Below are 19404 nucleotides of genomic sequence, written 5' to 3' on the forward strand. Positions count from 1 at the left end.
CCGCGGTGCGCGACGACGCTATGGTGATGGCAGTGGCAAGCAAGCGTCTGCAACGTTGTAGACTCGCCGTGGACAGGGGGTGCGCATGGCGGTGACGCTGCATGACGTGGCGCGGGTGGCCGGCGTGTCCATCAAGACGGTGTCCAACGTCATCAACGACTACCCGCACATCCGTCCGGCGACGAAGCAGCGCGTGGAGGACGCGATCGCGGAGCTCGGATACACGCCGAACCTCACCGCCCGCAGTCTTCGTTCCGGGCGCACCGGCGCCATCGCCCTGGCCCTGCCCGATCTGGGGCTGGCGTACTTCGCCGAGCTCGCCGCCTCCGTGATCGCGGCGGCGGAGGCGTCCGGGGTCTCGGTGCTCGTGGAGCAGACCGGCGCGGATCCGGGTCGCGAGCGGGAGCTGCTGCGCAGCCCGCGGCTCAAGCTCACCGACGGGCTCATCTTCAGCCCGCTCGGAATGGGGCAGGAGGACGCTGCCGCCCTCGCGGTGCCGTATCCGCTGGTGCTGCTCGGCGAGCGCATCTTCGACGGGCCCACCGACCACGTCACCATGCGCAACGTCGAGGCCGCCCGCGCGGCGACCGCATACCTGCTCGCCTCCGGCCGGCGCAGGATCGCCGTGGTCGGTGCGCACGAGGGCGAGATCATCGGATCCGCTGCGCTCCGTCTGCAGGGCTACCGGGAGGCGCTGGAAGAGGCCGGCATCCCCTTCGACGAGGACCTGATCGGCTACACGACCTTCTGGCACCGGGCGAACGGTGCGCTGTCGATGCGTGAGCTGCTCGCCCGCGGCGTCGAACTCGATGCGGTGTTCGGCCTCAACGACACGCTCGCGCTCGGCGCCATGCGCGTGCTCCAGGAGGCGGGGCGGCGCGTGCCTGAGGACGTCGCCGTGATCGGCTTCGACGGACTCGACGAGGCGGAGTACTCCATCCCGTCGTTGACCACGGTCGACCCCGGCCGGGATTGGATCGCGAAGACGGCGGTGAAGACGCTGCTCGAGCGGATCGGCGGCGAGGTCGACGTCCCCCCGCGCACGCTGCTCGCCGACTTCCGCATCCTCGAGCGGGAGTCCGCGCCCGCCGCACGCTGACCCGTGAGGCCCGCGGAACTCGAGACCGGCCCGAGCGCAACGTGAGGTGGGCGACGGCGAACGCACGCCGCCCACCTCAGGTCCACCTGCTACTGGATGCCCTCGCGGAGCAGGCGCCACTGCTGCTGAGCCGATCCGTCAGCCGTCCGCTGCTGCGCGAAGGCGCCGTCCGCAGTGGATCCTCCCGCGATCTCCAGCGGCTTTCTGGAATTGGCGTTGGTCAGTGTCCAGTAGCCGCCCGACGTGTTCGGCGTCCAGACCTGCGTGGCGTTCCCGGTCGGGCCCCATTGCGCGGCGCGGACGCCGTCCGCGGTCTGCGCGCCGGGGATCTCGAGCAGCTTGCCGCTGTTGGCGTTGAGGAGCTGGAGCCCGTTGGCCACCGTGCGCACATTCCAGACCTGCGTGGCGTTGCCGGTGTCGCCCCACTGGCCCGCCCCTGCCCCGTCGGTCGTCAGCGCGCTGGCGATCTCGAGGTATTTGCCGCTGGTGCGGCTCGCGATCCGGAACTGCGGGTCCAGTCCGCCGGCCTGTGCGAGCTGGATCGCATCGAGCTCGGCGTACGAGGTGCCCTTGGCGAACGCGATGGTGTTGGCGCCGGCGTTCAGCGTGACGGACATCTGCGCCCATCCGTACCGGCCCCAGTTGACGGTCGGCGGGTAGTTCAGCGTGGCCGACGATCCGCCGTTCACGCGCACCCCGTGCGTCGATGCCGCGCCGGTGCCGTTGTCGTAGCGCACGTTCATGACGTACGAGCCCGCGTTCGGCACGTGCACGGTGAAGGTCACGGTGCTGCCGGCGTTGTTGATGTTGCCGACCTTGCCGCCGTTCGAGGCGTCGGGGTCGGTCACGAGCGACGTGTCCGAGGTGCGCGCGGCCTTCTCCGCCTCGTACTGCTGCGCATCGAGCGGGATGGATCCCACACGGATGTCGTTGTAGGTGGTCGCGGGGTTCTCCACGTTCGTCGCCTGATAGAGCGTGCGCCCGTCGACCGAGGAGTCGATGCTCTGCGCGAACCCGCTGAACGTGCCTCCCTCGGCATCGGGGCCGTCGTAGGTGACCGCCATCGGAAGCCGCTCCCAGGGGCCGTCGCCCAGGTTGTAGTTGACGTAGAAGTTCTGGCCGCCGTCGATGGTCCCCGTCGCATCGAGAGACCATTTCGACGCCACGACGACCATGCCCTTCGGGCCTCCCGCAGGCACCCACTTGACATAGGGCGAGGATCCGATCCCTCGGCCGTTCGCGAGCGCGATCTGCGTGCCGATGCTCGTCGTCGGAGACCAGTTCAGTCCGTCCGGCGAGGTCTTGAAGTACACGGGAGCCGTGTTCTTCGTCTGCGAGGGGCGGTTCACGACCTCGTAGGTGGCGAGGTAGCGGCCATCCGGCAGCTTGGTGACGGTGATCATGCCGGGGCGATCCGACTGATTCGTCGGCGCGGAGACGTTGACGAGGGCTCCCCAGGTCTGGCCGCCGTCGGTCGAGCGACGGTACGAGACGGCCTGCAGGACGCCGCTGGACTTCTGCCGCTCGTCCGAGAAGTAGGCGGCGAGACCGCCCTGCCCGTCGACGATGAGTGACGGCTCCCACACCGTGCTGGTCGTGGACGACGGCGAGGGGTCGTAGACGGCGGGACCACCCGAGTCGATCGTGCTGAGGTAAGACCAGGAGAGACCGTGATCGGTGCTCTTGTACACGACGAGGCGACTGCTCGACCGGTCTTCGGGCATGATCATGCCCGCGAGCAGCAGCGTGCCTGCGGCGAGCGACCCGGTCGTCTGCGGGACCTCGTAGAGGAACGGCTGCGCCGTCCTCGTCAGCGTCGGGAACGTCGCGCTGGGCGCGACGTCCGTCACGTGGGTCCACGTGGCGCCGTCATCGGTGCTGCGGTAGATCGGATAGACCTGCTTGCCTCCGACCAGCACCAGCTGGTCGAACGTCACGATCTGCGTGCCGTTCGCGCTCCCGCTGTTCTTCAGCACGACGTTCTTCGCGTAGGTGGTGCCGGCTGCGCGACCTCCTTCCGGGTTGAAGGAGGTTCCCGCGGCCGGCGCGTATACGAGAGACCCGTTCCCCGTCGTCACCGCCTGTGCGGGTGCGGCGGTGAGCGCACCGACGATGAGGGCGGCGCTCGCCGCGATCAACGCGATGCGTCCTCGTCGCGCGCGGGACCAGTCCCCGAGGGGGGAGATGCTCATGCTCTTTCCTCTCTCCAGATGACCCGGCCGCGGGCGCGGGCGGGCACGACGATGACCCGCAGGGGCGGGCTCAGCCGATCAGGATCTCGGTCCAGGACACGGCCGGAAGCGTGAGCCGCAGGATCGAGTCCTCCCGGGTGAACGGCAATGCGGTCAGCGTGACGCGATCGGGGTCGTCGAGCGTGTTCGCCGCGTCGAGGTCGGCGTCGGCGAGCACTCGGGCGCTCACCTCGAGCGCGGACGCGTCGCCGAGCTCCGACAGGTCGATCGCGAGCTCCGTGGGCGCGTCCATGGCGCGGTTCACGGCGTAGACCGCGAACCGGCCCGCTCGCGCATCGTGCGTGGCGACCGCGTCGACGAGGGCGACCTCCCCGAACCTCTCCGTCGTGTACGTGCCGCTCGTGACGTCGACGTCGAGCGCGACGCCGCGACCGTGCGCCGAGGTGGCGGCGAAAGGGAAGAACGTCGTCTGCCGCCAGGCGGGACCTCCGGGCTCGGTCATGATCGGCGCGATCACGTTCACGAGCTGGGCGAGCGAGGCGCTCGTGACCCGGTCGGCGTGCTTGAGCAGGGTGATGAGGAGGCTGCCGAACACGACCGCGTCCGACACCGTATACACGTCCTCGAGCAGCCGCGGCGCGATCGGCCAGTTGTCGACGCCGGCGATCCGATCGACCTGCTCGAACCGGGTGTTGTACCAGATGTTCCACTCGTCGAACGAGATGTCGATGCTCTTCTCGCTGCCCTTCACGGCCTTCACGTGGTCCGCGGTGGCCACGACGCTGCGGATGAAGTGGTCCATGTCGACGCCCGAGGCGAGGAAGCTGCCCAGATCGCCGGTGTTCTCGTAATAGGCGTGGCACGAGATGTAGTCGACGTCGTCGTAGGCGTGGGTGAGGGTGACCCTCTCCCATTCGCCGAAAGTGGGCATCGACGAACTGGACGATCCGCACACCACGAGCTCGAGATCCGGATCGACCATCTTCATGGCCTGGGCGGTCTTGGCCGCGAGCGTCCCGTAGGCGTCTGCGGTGCTGTGACCGACCTGCCACGGGCCGTCCATCTCGTTGCCGAGGCACCACATGCGCACGTCGAACGGCTGCGTGCGGCCGTTGGCGATGCGCTGCTCGGCGAGCGCGGTTCCGCTGCGGTGGTTGGCGTACTCGAGGAGCTCGAGGGCCTCGGCGGTGCCGCGGGTACCCAGGTTGACCGCGAGCATCAGCTCGCTGCCGACCTTGTCGAGCCAGCTCTGGAACTCGTGCAGGCCGATCTCGTTCGTCTCGGTCGAGTGCCACGCGAGGTCGAGGCGGCGTGGGCGCTCCGCGCGTGGGCCGACCGAGTCCTCCCATTTGAAGCCGGAGACGAAGTTGCCGCCCGGGTACCGGATGGCGGAGACGCCGAGCTCCTTCACCAGCTCGATCACATCCGTGCGGAATCCGTCGGCGTCCGCACTCGGGTGGCCGGGCTCGTAGATGCCGTCGTACACGGCGCGGCCGAGGTGTTCCACGAAGGATCCGTAGAGGCGGGGAGCCACGGCGCCGATCACGGCGGAGGGACGGAGGGAGAGGCTTGCCTTGTTCATGCGTGCTTCCGTGAGAGGGGTGAGAGGGTCAGAACGAGGCCGCGTCGGCGGCGAAGCGGCGGAATCGGTCGGCGACCGGGTTGGGCACACGCAGGAGTCCTGCGGGCGACTCGACGAGATCGTGCAGGCCCATGGTCAACAGGTGGTCGGCTCGAGGCGCATCGGAGTGGCGCCAGGTCCACTCGTACATGTCGAAGAGCGGCCACCAGATGTAGCCGACGACGTCGGCGCCCTCCGCCCGCATGCGAGCGACGAGTCCCAGGGAGTCTTCGAGCCAGGCGATGCGCTCCTCGACGGTTCCCGTCACACAGGTCTCGGTGACCATCACGGGGACCTGATAGCGCCGGGCGAAGGTCTCGAGCGCTTCGCGCAGCCCGAGCACGCCGCGGTCGACGCTGGGGCGAGGATCGGCGAAGCCGCCGCCGTGGTGCACCCCCGCCTCGAAGAGCTCGGTCGAATGGCGCGGGTAGTAGTTGACGCCCATGACATCGGGCTGCACCGCGTGCCCGCGGAACCAGTCGAGTTCGGCATCCGTCACGGCCGGCGAGAGCCGGCCTCGGAGGGGATGATCCTGGTCGACGCGCCCGGTCACGAGATCCTCGACGAGGTGCACCTGGTGACGCAGGCGCTCCGCCTCGGCGCGATGCTCCGGAGCCTCGTCGTCGCCGACGAAGTTCATCGCGGCGTCCACGTGCACGAACGTCGCGCGATCGCCGATGGTATCGGCCACGGCCCTCTGGGTGCGCACGAAGCCGCGCGCGAGGTTCGCCGCGATCTGGGCGAACCCCTCGGCTCCGCGCAGATACGGCGGCCAGTATCCGTATTCGCCGCAGAACAGGGCGTGGATCACCGGCTCGTTGACGGGCGTGTAGTCGAACACCCGATCTCCGTAGCGCTCGGCGAACCGTCGCGCGTACTCCTCGACGTGGCGCGGATACTCGGGATTGGCGAACTGGCCGTCGAGCCAGAGCGGCGTGCCGTAGTGCAGCAGATCGACGATGGGGCGCAGCCCCTGCGCGAGCAGCGCCTCGATCGCACGATCCGTCCAGGACCAGTCCCACTCGCCTTCGGCGGGGGCGATCCGATACCAGGGGACGCCCCAGCGCAGCACCGACGCTCCGACGCCCGCGGCGAGCGCGAAGTCCTCCGCGAAGCGCTCATAGTGCTCGGTGAGCTCGTATTCGTCGATCGCACGCTCACCGGGGCGGCTCTGCGGCACGAACGTGTCCTCGATGCCAAGGCCGAGATGGAAGCGCCCGTCCTGGAACCAGCGGCGCGGTTGCGTCGTCGTCATTTGAGTCCTGTCGTCGCGACGCTCTCGATGAAGCGCCTCTGCATGATGAGGAACATGACGGCCAGCGGGAGCACGGCGATGAGCGCGCCGGCCATCATCGTGCCGTAGGGGATGATCCCGCTCGGGCCGGTGAGGAGAGTGAGTCCCGAGGTGATGGTCCCCATCTCGGGGGATGTCGTGAACACCAGGGGCCACAGCAGGTCGTTCCAGTTGTTCACGAACGTGAAGATGGCGAGCGTCAGCATCGCCGGAACGGCGTTCGGCAGCACGATGCTCAGGAAGATCCGGAACTCGCCGGCGCCGTCGATGCGGGCCGCATTGTCGAGATCGCGCGGCAGCGAGACGAAGAACTGGCGCAGGAAGAAGATCCCGAAGGCATCGGCGGCGCGCGGGATGATGAGCCCGGCGAAAGTGTTCACCCAGCCCAGTTGGGCGACCAGCTGGTAGACCGGGATGAGCGTCGCCTGGAACGGGATCATCAGACTCGCCACGATCACGACCAGCAGCACCCGGTTGCCGCGGAAGTCGAGACGTGCGAGCGCGTAGGCGGCGAGCGCGTCGAAGACGAGTGCGAGCAGGGTCACCCCGCCTGCGAAGAGCAGGCTGTTCAGGAACAGACGGCCGAACGGCAGGTCGCGGAAGATCCGGGCGAAGTTGTCGAGTGTCCACGCCTCGGGGAGCAGCGTCGGCGGGTAGGCGTTGATCTCCGCGGCCGGCTTGAACGCGGTGAAGACGATGATCAGCACCGGCAGGAGAACGAGCGCCGCGAGCACCAGCACGGACAGGAACAGCAGCCAGCGCTTGGCGATACGGCCCACCCGGCGGCGGGGAGCACGTGTCAGCGCTGCGGTTGCGGGGGCGACGCGGGATGCGGATGCGGTGGGGGCGGTCATCAGAGGTTGTCCTTCTCTCGGCGCCCGAAGAAGCGGAACTGCACCAGGCTGAGGATCAGGGTCGCCGCGAGGAGCACGTAGGACAGCGCGGTCGCGCCGCCGAGGTCGAGCTTCTTGAAGCCCTCCTGGTAGATCTCCATCACGACCGTCTGCGTCGAGCGGTAGGGGCCTCCCCCGGTCATCACGTAGATCTGGTCGAAGGCCTGGAGCGCGGCGATCATGGCGAACGTCACGACGAACGCGAGGGTGTTGCTGAGCTGCGGAAGGGTCACGTTCGTGAACCGTCGCCATGCGCCTGCGCCGTCGATCTTGGCGGCCTCGTAGAGCGATTCCGGGATCTCCTGCAGGCCGGCGATGAAGATCACCATGTAGAACCCGAAGCTCTTCCAGATCGCCACGAGCACGACGGCGGGCATCGCGAGGGCGGGATCCTGAAGGACGTTTCCGAGCTGGACGCCGATCGAGCGCAGCCAGTAGTTGAGCAGACCGACCTGCGGATCCAGCAGGTACGTCCATGCGAACGCCGCAACTGCCAGGGAGACGATGAACGGGAGGAAGAAGGCGGTGCGGAAGAACCCGCGGCCGAGGAGCCGCCTGTTGCCGAGGAGCAGGGCGAGCAGGAGCGCGGCGACCAGCGCCGTCGGAGTGAACAGCACGGCGTAGAGCGCAGTGTTGCCCAGTGTCGACAGGATCCGCGGATCCGTGAAGACACGCGCGTAGTTCTCGAGGCCGACCCACTCCTCGACTCCGAAGCCGCTGGCGTTCGTGAACGAGAGACGCAGCGCCGAGAGCATCGGCCAGCCGACGAACGCGATGAGGACGACGAGGGCGGGGAGCAGGAAGAGGAGTGCGATCGGGCTGCGCCGCGCAGTCCGGGGGCGGCCGCCGAGCGGAGCCGGGGGTCGGTATGCGCGTCGGGGTGCGACGGGGAGGGTGGGAGAGGTCATGATCGCTTTCGTGGGCCGGACGGCCGTCGCGGCGGACGGCCGTCCGGGTGGGTCATTTGCCGAGCGTCTGAGCCACCTGTGCGGAGGCGGACTTGAGGAGGGCTGCGGGGTCGCCGCCGGTCAGAGACTTCTGCGTGGCTTCGTCGACCGCGGCGAGCACGTCCGTGCTGTCGGCCACGCCGGGCAGAAGCGGGCGGGCTGTGCCTGCGAGCTCGGTGAGGGATGCGACCACGGGGTTCGACGAGACGGCCGAGGCAGGGATGTCGCTGCGCAGCGGCGGCCAGCCGGATCCCAGCGACCACTTGGTCGCCACGTCCTTCGTGAAGAAGTAGGCGAAGAACTTCTCGGCTGCTGCCTTCTTCGCGGAGTCCGCCTGCGCCGTCACGGCGGCGGAGATGCCGATCGCCGACACGGCGTCGGACTTCGGACCCGCGGGGACGCCGGCGATGCCGTAGTCGATCTTGTTCTCCGTGGCCACGGACGCCATCCAGGGGCCGCCGATCTCCATGGCCGCCTTGCCGGACGAGAACAGCTTGTCGGCGGCGACGCCATCGAGGCCGGTCGGAGAGATCTTGCCGTCCTTCACCGCGGTCGCCCAGTAGGAGAGCGTCTCGGCGTTCGCGCTCGAGTCGAGCACCGATTTGCCGCCATCCACGATCCCGCCGCCGTTGCCGTAGAACAGCGTGGGCCACACGCCGTTCGCGACGGTGGCGTGATCGGGGAGCGCGAGGCCGTACTGCTCGGGCGTGCCGTCGCCGTCGGCGTCGATGGTGAGCTTCTTCGCGTCGGCGACCCATTCCTCCCACGACTTCGGGAAGGACGTGATGCCCGCCTTGTCGAAGAGTGCCTTGTTGTAGATGACCGAGAGCGGCACGAAGCCCGTGGGGATTCCGAAGTACGAGCCGTCGATCTTCTCCATCTCGACCGCGCTCTTGTTGAGCGAGGCGCCCGTGACGGCGTCGCTGGCGTAGAAGTCGTCGAGCTTGGCGAAGGCTCCCTTCTCCGCGTAGACCGGCAGGTTCTCCGCGGGCAGGGCGACGATGTCCGGACCCGTCTTGGCGGAAAGCGCAGGCAGCAGAGTGTCGCCGATGACCGCCCAGGTCTTGGTCTCGGTCTTGATCGTGATGCCCTTCTGCGACTTGTTGAAGTCCTGGACGATCTGGTCGAGCACCTTGCCGTCGGCTTCGGTGTATCCGTGCCAGAAGGTGAGCGTCACCGGTCCGGAGGAATCGGCCCCGGTGGACCCGGAGCATCCGGTCAGCGCCGCGGTGACGCCGGCGGCGGCCACGGCGGCCGCAAGCAGTTTCTTCATTGAATGCCTCTCGTGATTCCGATCGCCTCTGATCGGTCGGGTTTACAACGTTGTACTTCAACGTTGTAAACCGAGTATAGACACGCCGATCGAGTACGTCAACGCTCGGGGCTCCCGGCTTCGGCAAAGGGTTCCGCGGACGCCCGGGGTGTCGCCCGAGCGCCCTCGGCGGGGAGAGCCCGCCCCGACCGGAAGCACGAAGACGGCCGCCCCCGTGAAGGGAGCGGCCGTATTCGTCCGGGGGCCGTGCGCCTACGCCACCGTCACGTCGAACTCCACCGCCGACCACGACAGCGCAGGCAGGGTCAGGCGCACCGCGCCGTCATCGAGGGCGACGCCGTCGAGCGACCGCAGGCCGACCGCGTCCGGCGTCTCCTCGAGGTTCGCGGTGAACCGGTCGCCGCCCTCCGGCACCGTGAGCACCTCCGCCGAGCGGACCGCCGTCGCGCGCAGGCCCTGCAGATCGAGGTCGACGGTCGCCTCCGAGTCCAGCGAGCGGTTCGCGATGAACAGGGCGAGCCGGCCCGACGCCTCGTCCCACGTCGCGACGGCATCCACCTCGTCCACGTCGCCGTACTTCTCCGTCGCGCCCTTCGAGGACGAGGCCGCAAGCCGCATGATCCGGCCCTGCGCCATCCGGGCCATCCGGGCGAACGGCCAGAACGTCGTCTGCCGCCAGGCGGGCCCGCCCTCCTCGGAGCGGATCGGCGCGATGACGTTGACGAGCTGCGCCTGGTTCGCGATCTTCACCCGGTCGCCGTGCCGCAGCAGGCTGTGCAGGAACGTGCCCACCACCACGGCATCGGTGACGTTGTACGTGTCCTCGATGAGGCGGGGATGCTCGCGCCAGCCGGCAGCGGCCACCTCGCCCTCCTCGACGTCGTTGAACCGATCGAAGTCCCACACGTTCCACTCGTCGAAGGAGATGTTCACCTGCTTCGAGTGCTTGCCGGCCGCCTTGACCGCGTCGATCGTGGAGACGACGCCATCGATGAACGCGTCCATGTCGACGGCCTCGGCGAGGAACGACGCCGCATCTCCGCTCTGCTCCCGGTAGTACGCGTGCATCGAGATGTAGTCCACCTGGTCGTAGGCGTGCGTGAGCACGGTGTGCTCCCAGGTGCCGAAGGTGGGCATCTGCCGGTTCGAGGATCCGACCGCGACCAGCTCGATCTCAGGGTCCACGAGCCGCATCGCCTTCGCGGTCTCCTGCGCGAGCCGGCCGTACTCGTGCGCGGTCTTGTGGCCGATCTGCCACGGGCCGTCCAGCTCGTTGCCGAGGCACCACAGCTTGATGCCGAACGGATCCTCGGCGCCGTTGCGACGGCGCAGGTCCGACCAGTACGTGCCGCCGGGATGGTTCGCGTACTCGACGAGCGAACGCGCCTCCTCGACGCCGCGGGTGCCGAGGTTGATGGCCTCCATGACCTCGACCTCGGCCTCGCGGGACCACTCCATGAACTCGTGCAGGCCGAACGCGTTCGTCTCGATGGTGTGCCAGGCGCCGTCCATGCGCACCGGGCGGTCGGCGACGGGGCCGACGCCGTCCTCCCAGCGATAGCCCGAGACGAAGTTGCCTCCGGGGTAGCGGACCACCGTCGGGCCCAGCTCGCGCACGAGCTCGAGCACATCGGTGCGGAACCCGCGCGCGTCCGCCGCCGGATGCCCGGGCTCGTAGATGCCGGTGTACACGCAGCGGCCCATGTGCTCGACGAACTGGCCGAACAGGCGGCGGGGGACCTCGGCGATCGTGAAGTCGCGGGCGATGGTGATGCGGGCGTGGGCCATGGGGATCCTTTCGGGTCGGGTCACTGACCGCCGAAGCCGCTGGTCGCGACTCCCTTGACGATCTGCTTCTGGAAGATGAGGAACACGATGATCAGCGGCAGCGCGGCCAGCACGGCCTGGGCCATGACCTGCGCGTACTGCACGCCGTAGGCGCTGATGACGGTCTGCAGGCCGACCGGCAGCGTCATCAGGCTGGTGTCGTTGATCACGAGGAACGGCCACAGGAAGTTGTTCCATGCGCCGATGAACACGAAGATCGCGACCGAGGCGAGGATGGGGCGGCTGAGCGGCAGCACGATCGACCAGAACACCCGCAGCCTGCTGGCCCCGTCGACGCGTGCCGCATCCTCGAGCTCGATCGGGATCGCGTCGAAGAACCGCTTCAGGATGAACACCATCGCCGGCGCCACGACCTGCGGCAGGATGAGGCCCCAGTGCGTGTCGACGAGGTTGAAGGCGAGCATCTCGTAGAACAGCGGGATGATCAGCACCTGCGGTGGCACCACGATCGCGGCGATGATGACGACGAACAGCCACCTCCGCCCGCGGAAGTCGAGCCGGGAGAACGCGTAGGCGGCCAGGGCCGAGATCGTCAACGTGAGGACGGTCACGGCGGTCGCGGTCCACAGGCTGTTCCACGCCCACAGGTACACGTTGCCCTGCGCGAGGATCGCGGAGAACGCCTGCACGGTCGGGCCGCTCGCGCCGATCCAGCCGGGGTCGCCGGAGGCGGCGTCGGTCTCGGTCTTGAACGCCGTCGCGACCGCCCACAGGAACGGCAGCAGCCAGCCGATCGCGAGGATCAGCAGCACCGCGAACGCGAGCACGGTCAGGACGGTGAAGCGGCGGCCGATCGGCCGGCGGGTGCGGGTGCGCGCGGCGCCCGGGGCGACGAGGGTGCGGGTCGCAGTGGTCATCGGGCGTCCTTCCGCCGACGGGTGATCAGCGCCTGCGCGACGCCGAGGATGATGATGATCGCGAAGAACACGTAGGAGATCGCGGCGGAATAGCCGAAGCGGTAGCCGACGAAGCCGGTCTCGTAGATGTACTGCACGATCGAGCGGGTGGTGTCGCTGGAGAGGCCGCCGAGCATCTGGTACGCCTGGTCGAACAGCTTGAGCGACGCGAGGATCTGCAGCAGCGCGATGAGCGTCGTGGCAGGGCCCAGCTGGGGGAGCGTGATCGACCAGAACTGCCGCCAGCCGCCGGCTCCGTCCAGTGACGCCGCCTCGTACTGCTGCTGCGGGATGTTCTGCAGCGCCGCGAGGTAGAGCAGGAAGTTGAAGCCCACCGTCCACCACACCGTGGCGATGACGATCGCGAGCATGTTGACCTTCGGATCCTGCAGCCAGGCGATCGGCTCCAGACCGAAGGCCTTCAGCACGTTGTTCGCCGCGCCGATCTGCGGGTTGAAGATCCAGATCCAGATCTGCGAGATGACCGTGGAGGCCAGCAGATACGGCATGAAGAACGACAGTCGCCACAGCCACTGGCCAGGAAGACCCCGGTCGACGAGCACCGCCATGAGCAGCGCGATCACGACGAGCGGGATCGTCGACAGCAGGGTGAACCACACCGTGTTGCCGAACGCGCCCCACATCACGGGATCGCCGAGGGCCTCGACGTAGTTCGCGACGCCGACGAAGCCGCCGCCGGATCCGGTGAGGGACTGATCGGTGAAGCTCAGATACAGGCCGTGCAGGATGGGCCAGACGAGGAACAGGGCGAACGCGATCAGGAACGGCGCGAGGAACGCCCAGCCGATCAGCTGCTCGCCGCGCTGGCCGCCGCCGGCGTGCCGACGGGTGGCCCGGGTCGCCGCGCGCCCGGTGACGATGGTCGTGGTGGTGGGAGCCGTCGTGGTCATCTCCGTGCTCCTTCCGGGTCGGCGGGGTTGGGTTGGGAGAGGAAGCGCTTCACGGCGTCCTCGAAGCGGGACACGGCGTCGGCGGCGCTGCCTCCGCCGAGAAGGGCGGGCTGCGCGGCGGCGCCGAACTGGCCCTGGAAGTTGGATCCGGATCCGGTGAACCACGCGGGCGGGTCGTAGCGGACGAATTTCGCGGCTTCCGCGTAGTGCGCCTGGGGCAGCAGGTCCGCGTACTTCGGCGCCTCCGTGACCGGCAGGTACGCGGGGATGTGCCCCGCCTCCGCCCAGCCGTAGGACCCCTTGAGCAGGTCGGCCACGAAGCGGTAGACGAGGTCGCGGCTCGCGGCATCCGGGTGCGACTGATGCGGCAGCACGAACGAGTGCGAGTCGGCGTAGGCGGTGCGGGTGCCGAACACGGGCGGGATCATCGCGATGTCGAGGGGGATCTTCGCGGCCTGCATCGTGCGCAGCTCCCACACGCCGCTGAGGAACATGCCGCTCTTGCCGCCGGCGAACTCCGCCACGGCCGTGCCGTAATCGGCCTGCTTCGCCGCGCGCTTGCCGTCGAGGAGCTTCTGCATGAACTCCAGCGACGCGACGGCCGCATCCTTGTCGATCACCGCAGGACCGCCCTGCGGCATCTCCATCTCGATGCCGTGCTGCGAGTAGAACGTGTAGAACAGGCGCCACATCTGGGCGCCGTCGCCGAGGTATCCGTAGGAGAGGCCGTGTCCGCCGGTCACGCCGGCGACCGCGTCGACCATGGCGAGGAACTCGTCGGGGCTCGTCGCCTCCTTCAGCCGGCCGTCGGCGTCGAGCACGCCGGCCTTGCGGCAGATGTCGGTGTTGTACATGAGCACGAAGGGGTGCGCGTCGAGCGCGATGCTCAGGCGCTTCCCGTCGACCTCGCCCTTCTTCCAGATCGGGTCCGGGAACGTCGACCCGTCCACGCCGAGATCCGCCAGCCGCGTCGTGTCCCAGGTGTCCAGCAGGCCGCCCGGCGCCCAGCCCAGCACGCGCGTGGCGTGCATGATCGCGACGTCGGGCGCCCGGCCGCCGGCCGCGGCCATGGCGAGCTTCGTGTAGTAGGGCGTGCCCCAGGCGAGCACCGTGGGGCGGATCTTGTAGGTGGACTGCTTGCCGTTCGCCGCGTCGAGCAGGCCCGACATGGTGACGCCGTCGCCGCCGGACAGCAGATGCCAGAACTGCAGCGTGCGCGGCCCGGTGGCGGCCGCGGCGGGTGCGCAGCCGGCGAGCAGCGCCGCGCCGGCGGCGAGTCCGGCGGCGCCGAGGAACTGCCGCCGGTTCAGATCGAGAGGTGGGGTCATCGTCACTCCTTCGTGGACGATCGGGGGAACCCCGACATCATTACATCGATGAAATGAACGGCGCAACACCCCTTCCGAGACCGGTCACGGGCCCGTGTCGCCCGGGCGGCCTTCCCCAGGGACGGTCCGGATCCGTTCAGGTCGCGAAATCTGCGGTTCCTGGCGAGGTTTGCCGCCGAAAGTGCGACCTGAGCCGGGGGATCCCGCTGGTCAGTGCTCCGGGCTCCAGCCGCGCGGCGAGGCGGAAGTGCTGTCGCGGATGAGGAGCTGGTGCGGCACGGTGACGGAACGGGGCGTGCCGGTCGGATCCGCGATCCGCTCGACGAGCAGGTCCACCGCGGCAGCGGCGAACTGGGCGCGGTCGATCTGCACGGTCGACAGTGCAGGCCCGGTGAAGCGCGAGAGCTCCACGTCGTCGAAGCCCGTCACCAGCACGTCGTCCGGGACGCGGATCCCGCGCTCCTGCAGCACGTGCAGGGCGCCCGCGGCGAGGGTGTCGGTGAAGCCGATGACGGCGTCGAACGGGATGCCGCGATCAAGCAGCTCGGTCATCGCCGCCGCGCCGCCGCTCATGGTCCAGTCGGCGTGGTTCGCCGTGAGCCGGGCATCCGCGGGGAGCCCCGCCTCGGCGAGCGCCTGGCGGACGCCCTGCAGTCGCAGCCGGCTCGTGGCGGTCGCGATCGCGTGCTGGTCGTCACCGCCGACGACCGCGATCCGGCGGGCGCCCCGGGCGATCACGTGCCGGGTCATCTCCGCGGCTCCCGTGACGCTGTCGATGCCGACGTGGTCGGCGAGCTGGTGCTCGACCTCGCCGATGAGCACCACGGGCAGCTGGCGGTCGGCGTCGGTGAGGGCGCTGTCCTCCAGCCGGATCGGGTTCAGGATCAGGCCGTCGACCAGGTGCGCACGGGCGCGGGAGAGCAACTCGCGTTCGCGACGCGGCTCGGATCCGGTCTGCTCGACCTGCACCGCGAGCCCTTTGACGCGCGCGGCCTGCACGATGTGGTCGAGCAGCTCCGCGGAGAACGAGGTCGCCAGGTAGGGGAGCGCGAGGGCGATCACGCCGGAGCGCCCGTTCCGCAGGCTCCGTGCGCTCAGATTGGGGACGAAGTCGAGCTTGCGCATCGCCTGCTCGACGCGCTCCCGGGTGTCCTCGCGCACGAAGGCGGCGCCGGTGACGACGTTCGACACGGTCTTCGCCGAGACGCCGGCCAGCGATGCGACGTCGCGCATGGTCGCGCGCGTGCTGCCTCCCATGCGCTCAGCCTATGCCCGCGGGCCAAGCGGCCTCGGCCGCGCGGGTTCTATCGATGTAACGCGGAAGTGGCATCAGGGGCATTGAGCCCTAGGATGTGGCGATGGGCATCGAGACGAACTGGGCCGGGAACGTGTCGTACCGCGCGGCGGCGGTGGTGCGCCCGCGCACCCGCGACGAACTGGATCGCGCACTCGCGACACCGGGCCCGCTGCGCCCGCTCGGATCCCGGCACAGCTTCAGCACCATCGCCGACACCACGGGCACCCTCATCGACCTCGGCGCGATGCCCGCCGTCGTGGAGCAGACGGCGCCCGACGCGGTGCGCGTGTCCGGCGGGATCCGCTACGGCGAGCTCGGCGCGGAACTGCACCGCCGCGGGCTCGCTCTGTCGAACCTCGCCTCGCTGCCGCACATCTCGGTGGCCGGCGCCGTCTCCACCGGCACGCACGGATCCGGCGACGCGATCGGTTCGCTCGCCACGGCGGTCCGCGCGGTCACCCTCGCGGGGCCCGACGGCGAGCGCACACTGCGCCGCGGCGACCCGGACTTCGCCGGGGCCGTGGTCTCGCTCGGCGCGCTCGGGCTCATGGTCGAGCTGGAGCTCGACGTGGAGCCGACGTACGACGTCGCGCAGACCGTGCACGAGGGGCCGGCGTGGGATGCGCTCCTCGCCGAGTTCGACCGGGTCACCGCGCTCGGCACCAGCGTGAGCGTCTTCAGCCGCTGGACCGACCGCGACCGCGCCGACCAGCTGTGGATCAAGAACCGCGCCGACGGCGCCGCTCTCGATGAGGCGCTGCTGGCACGGCTCGGCACCACCCCGGCCACGGTCGCGCGGCATCCGATCCTCGGTGCTCCGGCGGAGGCGTGCACCCGGCAGCTGGGCGAGGCCGGGCCGTGGCACGAGCGGCTGCCGCACTTCCGGTTCGCGTTCACGCCGTCGGCGGGGGAGGAGCTGCAGAGCGAGTACCTGGTGCCGCGGCGCGACGCGGTGCGCGCGATCGAGGCCGTGCGCCGACTGTCCGACCGGATCGCGCCGCTGCTTCTCGTGAACGAGATCCGCACCGTCGCCGCCGACGACCTGTGGCTGAGCTCGTCCTACGGAGAGCCCGCGGTCGGTCTGCACTTCACCTGGCGCCGCGATCAGCCGGCCGTCGAAGCGCTGCTGCCGGCGATCGAGGCGGCGCTGCCCGACACCGCCCGCCCGCATTGGGGCAAGGTCTCGACGCTGGATCCGGCCGAGCTCCGCCGCCGCTATCCGCGCTGGGACGACTTCGCCGCTCTCGTGGGCCGCATGGATCCCGCGGGCCGCTTCCGCAACGCCTACCTGGAGCGGCTCGGGCTCTGACGCCGCTCGGGCCGGCGGACGCTCTCGGGTCCGGTGGGTGCGGTGGGTCCGGTGGGTCCGGTGGATCCGTTCAGGTCGCAATTTCTGCTCTTCCGGCAGGTGGTTTTGCGCAGAAAGTGCGACCTGAACCGACGGGCGATCGGGCGATCCGGTGTTCCGGCGACCGGATCCATGCCGGCGACCGGATCCATGACACCGTGTGCCGGCCCGTCGGCAGGGCGGGGCGCCGGGCCCGTACACTCACAGGCGTGAGTGAGTCGAAGCCGCAGCGCGCCGTCGGGGTGCGCGATGTCGCGGCACGCGCGGGCGTCTCACGGCAGACGGTGTCGCGCGTGCTCAACGATCATCCGGATGTGGCGCCCAGCACGCACGCCCGCGTCGTGGCGGCGATGGAGGAGCTCGGCTACCGCATGAACAACGCGGCGCGCGCGCTCGGCACGCACCGCACCCGCACGATCGGCGTGCTCGCGTCGGACGCGCTGCAGTACGGACCGTCGCGCAGCATGGCCGCGATCGAGGCCTCCGCACGCGCGGCCGGCTACTGGATCACGGCGGCGTTCGCGGACTCCGGCGACGAGGAGTCGGTGACCGCGGCGATCGAGCACCTGAGGGCGCAGTCCGTGGATGGGCTGATCGTGTTCGCGCCGCACGCGCGAACCCTGGACGTCCTGGACGCCCTGCGCATCGGGATCCCCACGGTGATCCTGCACGCCGCCGAGCGCGCGGACTTCACCGTGGACCAGCGGGCCGGCGCGCGCCTGGCGGTCGCGACGCTGGCGGATGCCGGCCACGAGCGGATCGCGCACCTCGCCGGTCCCGCGGACTGGCTCGAGGCGGAGGCCCGGGCGGCCGGGTTCGCGGAGGAGCTCGCCGGTCGGGGCCTGCCCGCCGGAGCGGTGTTCGACGGCGACTGGAGCCCGCGCTCCGCGCACGAGGCGGCATCCGCCGTGATCGCGTCGGGCGCGACCGCGGTGTTCGCCGCGAACGACCAGATGGCGCTCGGGCTGATCGGCGGCCTGCGTGCCGCCGGCGTCGCGGTGCCCGAGCGGATCAGCATCGTCGGCTTCGACGATGTGCCCGAGGCCGCCTACGCCTGGCCGCCGCTGACCACTGTGCGGCAGGACTTCGAGGAGCTCGCACGGCGCGCGGTCGCGCGCGTCATCGCCGAGAGCGGATCCGGCTCGTCGTCCGCGGCCACCGCGGCTGAGGCGGATGCCGCCGCGATCGCAGCGGTGGCGGATCCGATCGCTCCCGTGCTGATCCCGCGCGACTCGGTGGTCCCGCCCTCGGCCTGAGTGCCCCTCCCGACGCTCAGGTCGCATTTTCGGCTGTTCCCGACCGCCGTTGGAGCCGAAATTGCGACCTGAAGGCGGCGGTGGACGAGTTTCTGTGGACAACCCGCACGGGCCCGCCGGAACTGCCACGGTGGAGGGATGCCGCGCCGTATCCCCCTCCCCGATGATCTGGGGCCGAGCTTCACGATCCGTGATGCTCGGGCGGCCGACATCAAGCCGGGGCGGCTGCGCAGCGCCGACCTGACTCGGCCGTTCTCGGGAGTGCGCGCACGTCCCACCTCGACGGGGCTCCTGAGCGACGAGGATCCTTACGCCGCCCAGCGCGGTGCGCGCGTGGAGCGGGCGCTGCTCTATGCGCCGCGCCTCCGGCCGGGGCAGTACTTCAGCCACGACACGGCGGCCGCGATCTACGGGGCGCCCCTTCCCCTCGAGCGGACGAGCGACGGCGGGATCGCGCGCGGCGACGACCTCGCCCTGCACGTGAGCACGCTGGGCGGCGGGCCGCTGGTGCGGACGGCCGGGGTGGTGCATCACCGCGGCGACCCGCGTCTGGTCGCCGTCACGGCGCACGCCGGCCTCGCCGTCCCGACCGCTCCGTCGACCTGGGCGCAATCGGGGGCGCATTCGGTGTCGGCGCTCATCGCGCTCGGCGACTACTTCTGCCGGGCCTGGCGGGCTGGGGCGGGGCGCCGTGATGTGGGTCGCGCGCCGTTCGCGACGGTCAGCGAACTGAGCGCTGCGATGTCGGCAGGGCGCAGGATCGGCGCCGCGCGGCTTCGGGAAGCGATCAGCTGGATCCGCGAGGACGCCTGGTCGCCCCGCGAGTCGGAGCTGAGATATCTGCTGGTGAGTTCCGGGCTCCCCGAGCCGGCGCTCAACGTCGACCTCTTCGATGAGGACGGCGGGTTCCTCGGCTGCTGGGACATGGTGTTCTTCGCACAGAGGGTCGCGGTGGAGTATCACGGGCGGCAGCACGCCGACTCCTGGGGTGCGGACGTCGAACGGGCGGCGCGACTGCGCGCCGCCGGATGGATCATCATCGACGTGACGGCGGAGTCGCTGAGGTCGCCTGAGGTGCTGGTCCGGCGGATCCGCCTGGCGCTCAGCCGCTGATTCGACGGGTCTCGTCGCACCGTCCGTGGCCCCGTTTCGGCGGTTCGTCGGGCTTCAGGTCGCAATTTCTGCTCTTCCTCGGAAGCGG

Annotated in this window: 15 protein-coding genes; 4 read left to right on the forward strand and 11 right to left on the reverse strand. The window is 69.9% G+C overall.

The genetic code is table 11. The annotated features are described in order from the left end of the window. Positions 1-85: 85 nt before the first annotated feature. Complete coding sequence (locus tag AERO9AM_RS02240; RefSeq protein WP_159574701.1) at positions 86-1099, forward strand: LacI family DNA-binding transcriptional regulator; 1014 nt, start codon at positions 86-88, stop codon at positions 1097-1099. Positions 1100-1188: 89 nt separating this feature from the next. On the opposite strand, the gene AERO9AM_RS02245 is transcribed toward AERO9AM_RS02240, so the two are convergent. The 11 genes from AERO9AM_RS02245 to AERO9AM_RS02295 form a co-directional block, all read right to left on the reverse strand. Then, on the reverse strand, positions 1189-3291 hold the full coding sequence (locus AERO9AM_RS02245) for an RICIN domain-containing protein (RefSeq protein WP_159574702.1): 2103 nt from the start codon (positions 3289-3291) through the stop codon (positions 1189-1191). A gap of 70 nt (positions 3292-3361) precedes the next feature. Continuing rightward, complete coding sequence (gene arfA, locus AERO9AM_RS02250; protein ID WP_159574703.1) at positions 3362-4873, reverse strand: arabinosylfuranosidase ArfA; 1512 nt, start codon at positions 4871-4873, stop codon at positions 3362-3364. Positions 4874-4901: 28 nt separating this feature from the next. Beyond that, on the reverse strand, positions 4902-6167 hold the full coding sequence (locus tag AERO9AM_RS02255) for a family 1 glycosylhydrolase (protein WP_159574704.1): 1266 nt from the start codon (positions 6165-6167) through the stop codon (positions 4902-4904). Next, positions 6164-7060, reverse strand: a complete 897-nt coding sequence (locus AERO9AM_RS02260; protein ID WP_159574705.1) for a carbohydrate ABC transporter permease — start codon at positions 7058-7060, stop codon at positions 6164-6166. The genes AERO9AM_RS02255 and AERO9AM_RS02260 overlap by 4 nt, the downstream gene beginning before the upstream one ends. After that, entirely contained in the window at positions 7060-8007 is a 948-nt protein-coding gene (locus AERO9AM_RS02265) for a carbohydrate ABC transporter permease (protein ID WP_201298561.1), read from the reverse strand. Before AERO9AM_RS02265 ends, AERO9AM_RS02260 begins: the two co-directional genes overlap by 1 nt. Positions 8008-8059: 52 nt before the next feature. Beyond that, positions 8060-9319 carry an ABC transporter substrate-binding protein gene (locus AERO9AM_RS02270; RefSeq protein ID WP_159574706.1) on the reverse strand — a complete coding sequence of 420 codons (1260 nt, stop codon included), beginning with the start codon at positions 9317-9319 and terminating at the stop codon, positions 8060-8062. Between the two features lie 252 nt (positions 9320-9571). Beyond that, complete coding sequence (arfA, locus tag AERO9AM_RS02275) at positions 9572-11107, reverse strand: arabinosylfuranosidase ArfA (protein WP_159574707.1); 1536 nt, start codon at positions 11105-11107, stop codon at positions 9572-9574. A gap of 20 nt (positions 11108-11127) precedes the next feature. Then, positions 11128-12024, reverse strand: coding sequence for a carbohydrate ABC transporter permease (locus AERO9AM_RS02280; protein WP_159574708.1), 897 nt, complete (start codon positions 12022-12024; stop codon positions 11128-11130). Then, positions 12021-12974 carry a carbohydrate ABC transporter permease gene (locus AERO9AM_RS02285; protein WP_159574709.1) on the reverse strand — a complete coding sequence of 318 codons (954 nt, stop codon included), beginning with the start codon at positions 12972-12974 and terminating at the stop codon, positions 12021-12023. Before AERO9AM_RS02285 ends, AERO9AM_RS02280 begins: the two co-directional genes overlap by 4 nt. Next, complete coding sequence (locus AERO9AM_RS02290; RefSeq protein ID WP_159574710.1) at positions 12971-14302, reverse strand: extracellular solute-binding protein; 1332 nt, start codon at positions 14300-14302, stop codon at positions 12971-12973. The genes AERO9AM_RS02285 and AERO9AM_RS02290 overlap by 4 nt, the downstream gene beginning before the upstream one ends. Before the next feature lie 210 nt (positions 14303-14512). Next, on the reverse strand, positions 14513-15559 hold the full coding sequence (locus AERO9AM_RS02295; RefSeq protein WP_159574711.1) for a LacI family DNA-binding transcriptional regulator: 1047 nt from the start codon (positions 15557-15559) through the stop codon (positions 14513-14515). 101 nt (positions 15560-15660) lie between these two features. On the opposite strand from AERO9AM_RS02295, the gene AERO9AM_RS02300 reads away from it, so the two are divergent. The 3 genes from AERO9AM_RS02300 (at position 15661) to AERO9AM_RS02310 (ending at position 19316) form a co-directional block, all read left to right on the forward strand. Beyond that, positions 15661-16908, forward strand: coding sequence for an FAD-binding protein (locus AERO9AM_RS02300; protein ID WP_159574712.1), 1248 nt, complete (start codon positions 15661-15663; stop codon positions 16906-16908). 248 nt (positions 16909-17156) lie between these two features. Continuing rightward, the gene (locus tag AERO9AM_RS02305) at positions 17157-18203 is read left to right on the forward strand and encodes a LacI family DNA-binding transcriptional regulator (RefSeq protein WP_159574713.1); all 1047 of its coding nucleotides are present in this window, start codon (positions 17157-17159) and stop codon (positions 18201-18203) included. Positions 18204-18341: 138 nt separating this feature from the next. After that, complete coding sequence (locus AERO9AM_RS02310) at positions 18342-19316, forward strand: hypothetical protein (RefSeq protein ID WP_159574714.1); 975 nt, start codon at positions 18342-18344, stop codon at positions 19314-19316. The last annotated feature ends 88 nt before the right edge of the window (positions 19317-19404 follow it).

It is taken from the genome of Microbacterium sp. 8M, assembly GCF_902506375.1.
In the GTDB taxonomy this organism is placed as follows: domain Bacteria; phylum Actinomycetota; class Actinomycetes; order Actinomycetales; family Microbacteriaceae; genus Microbacterium.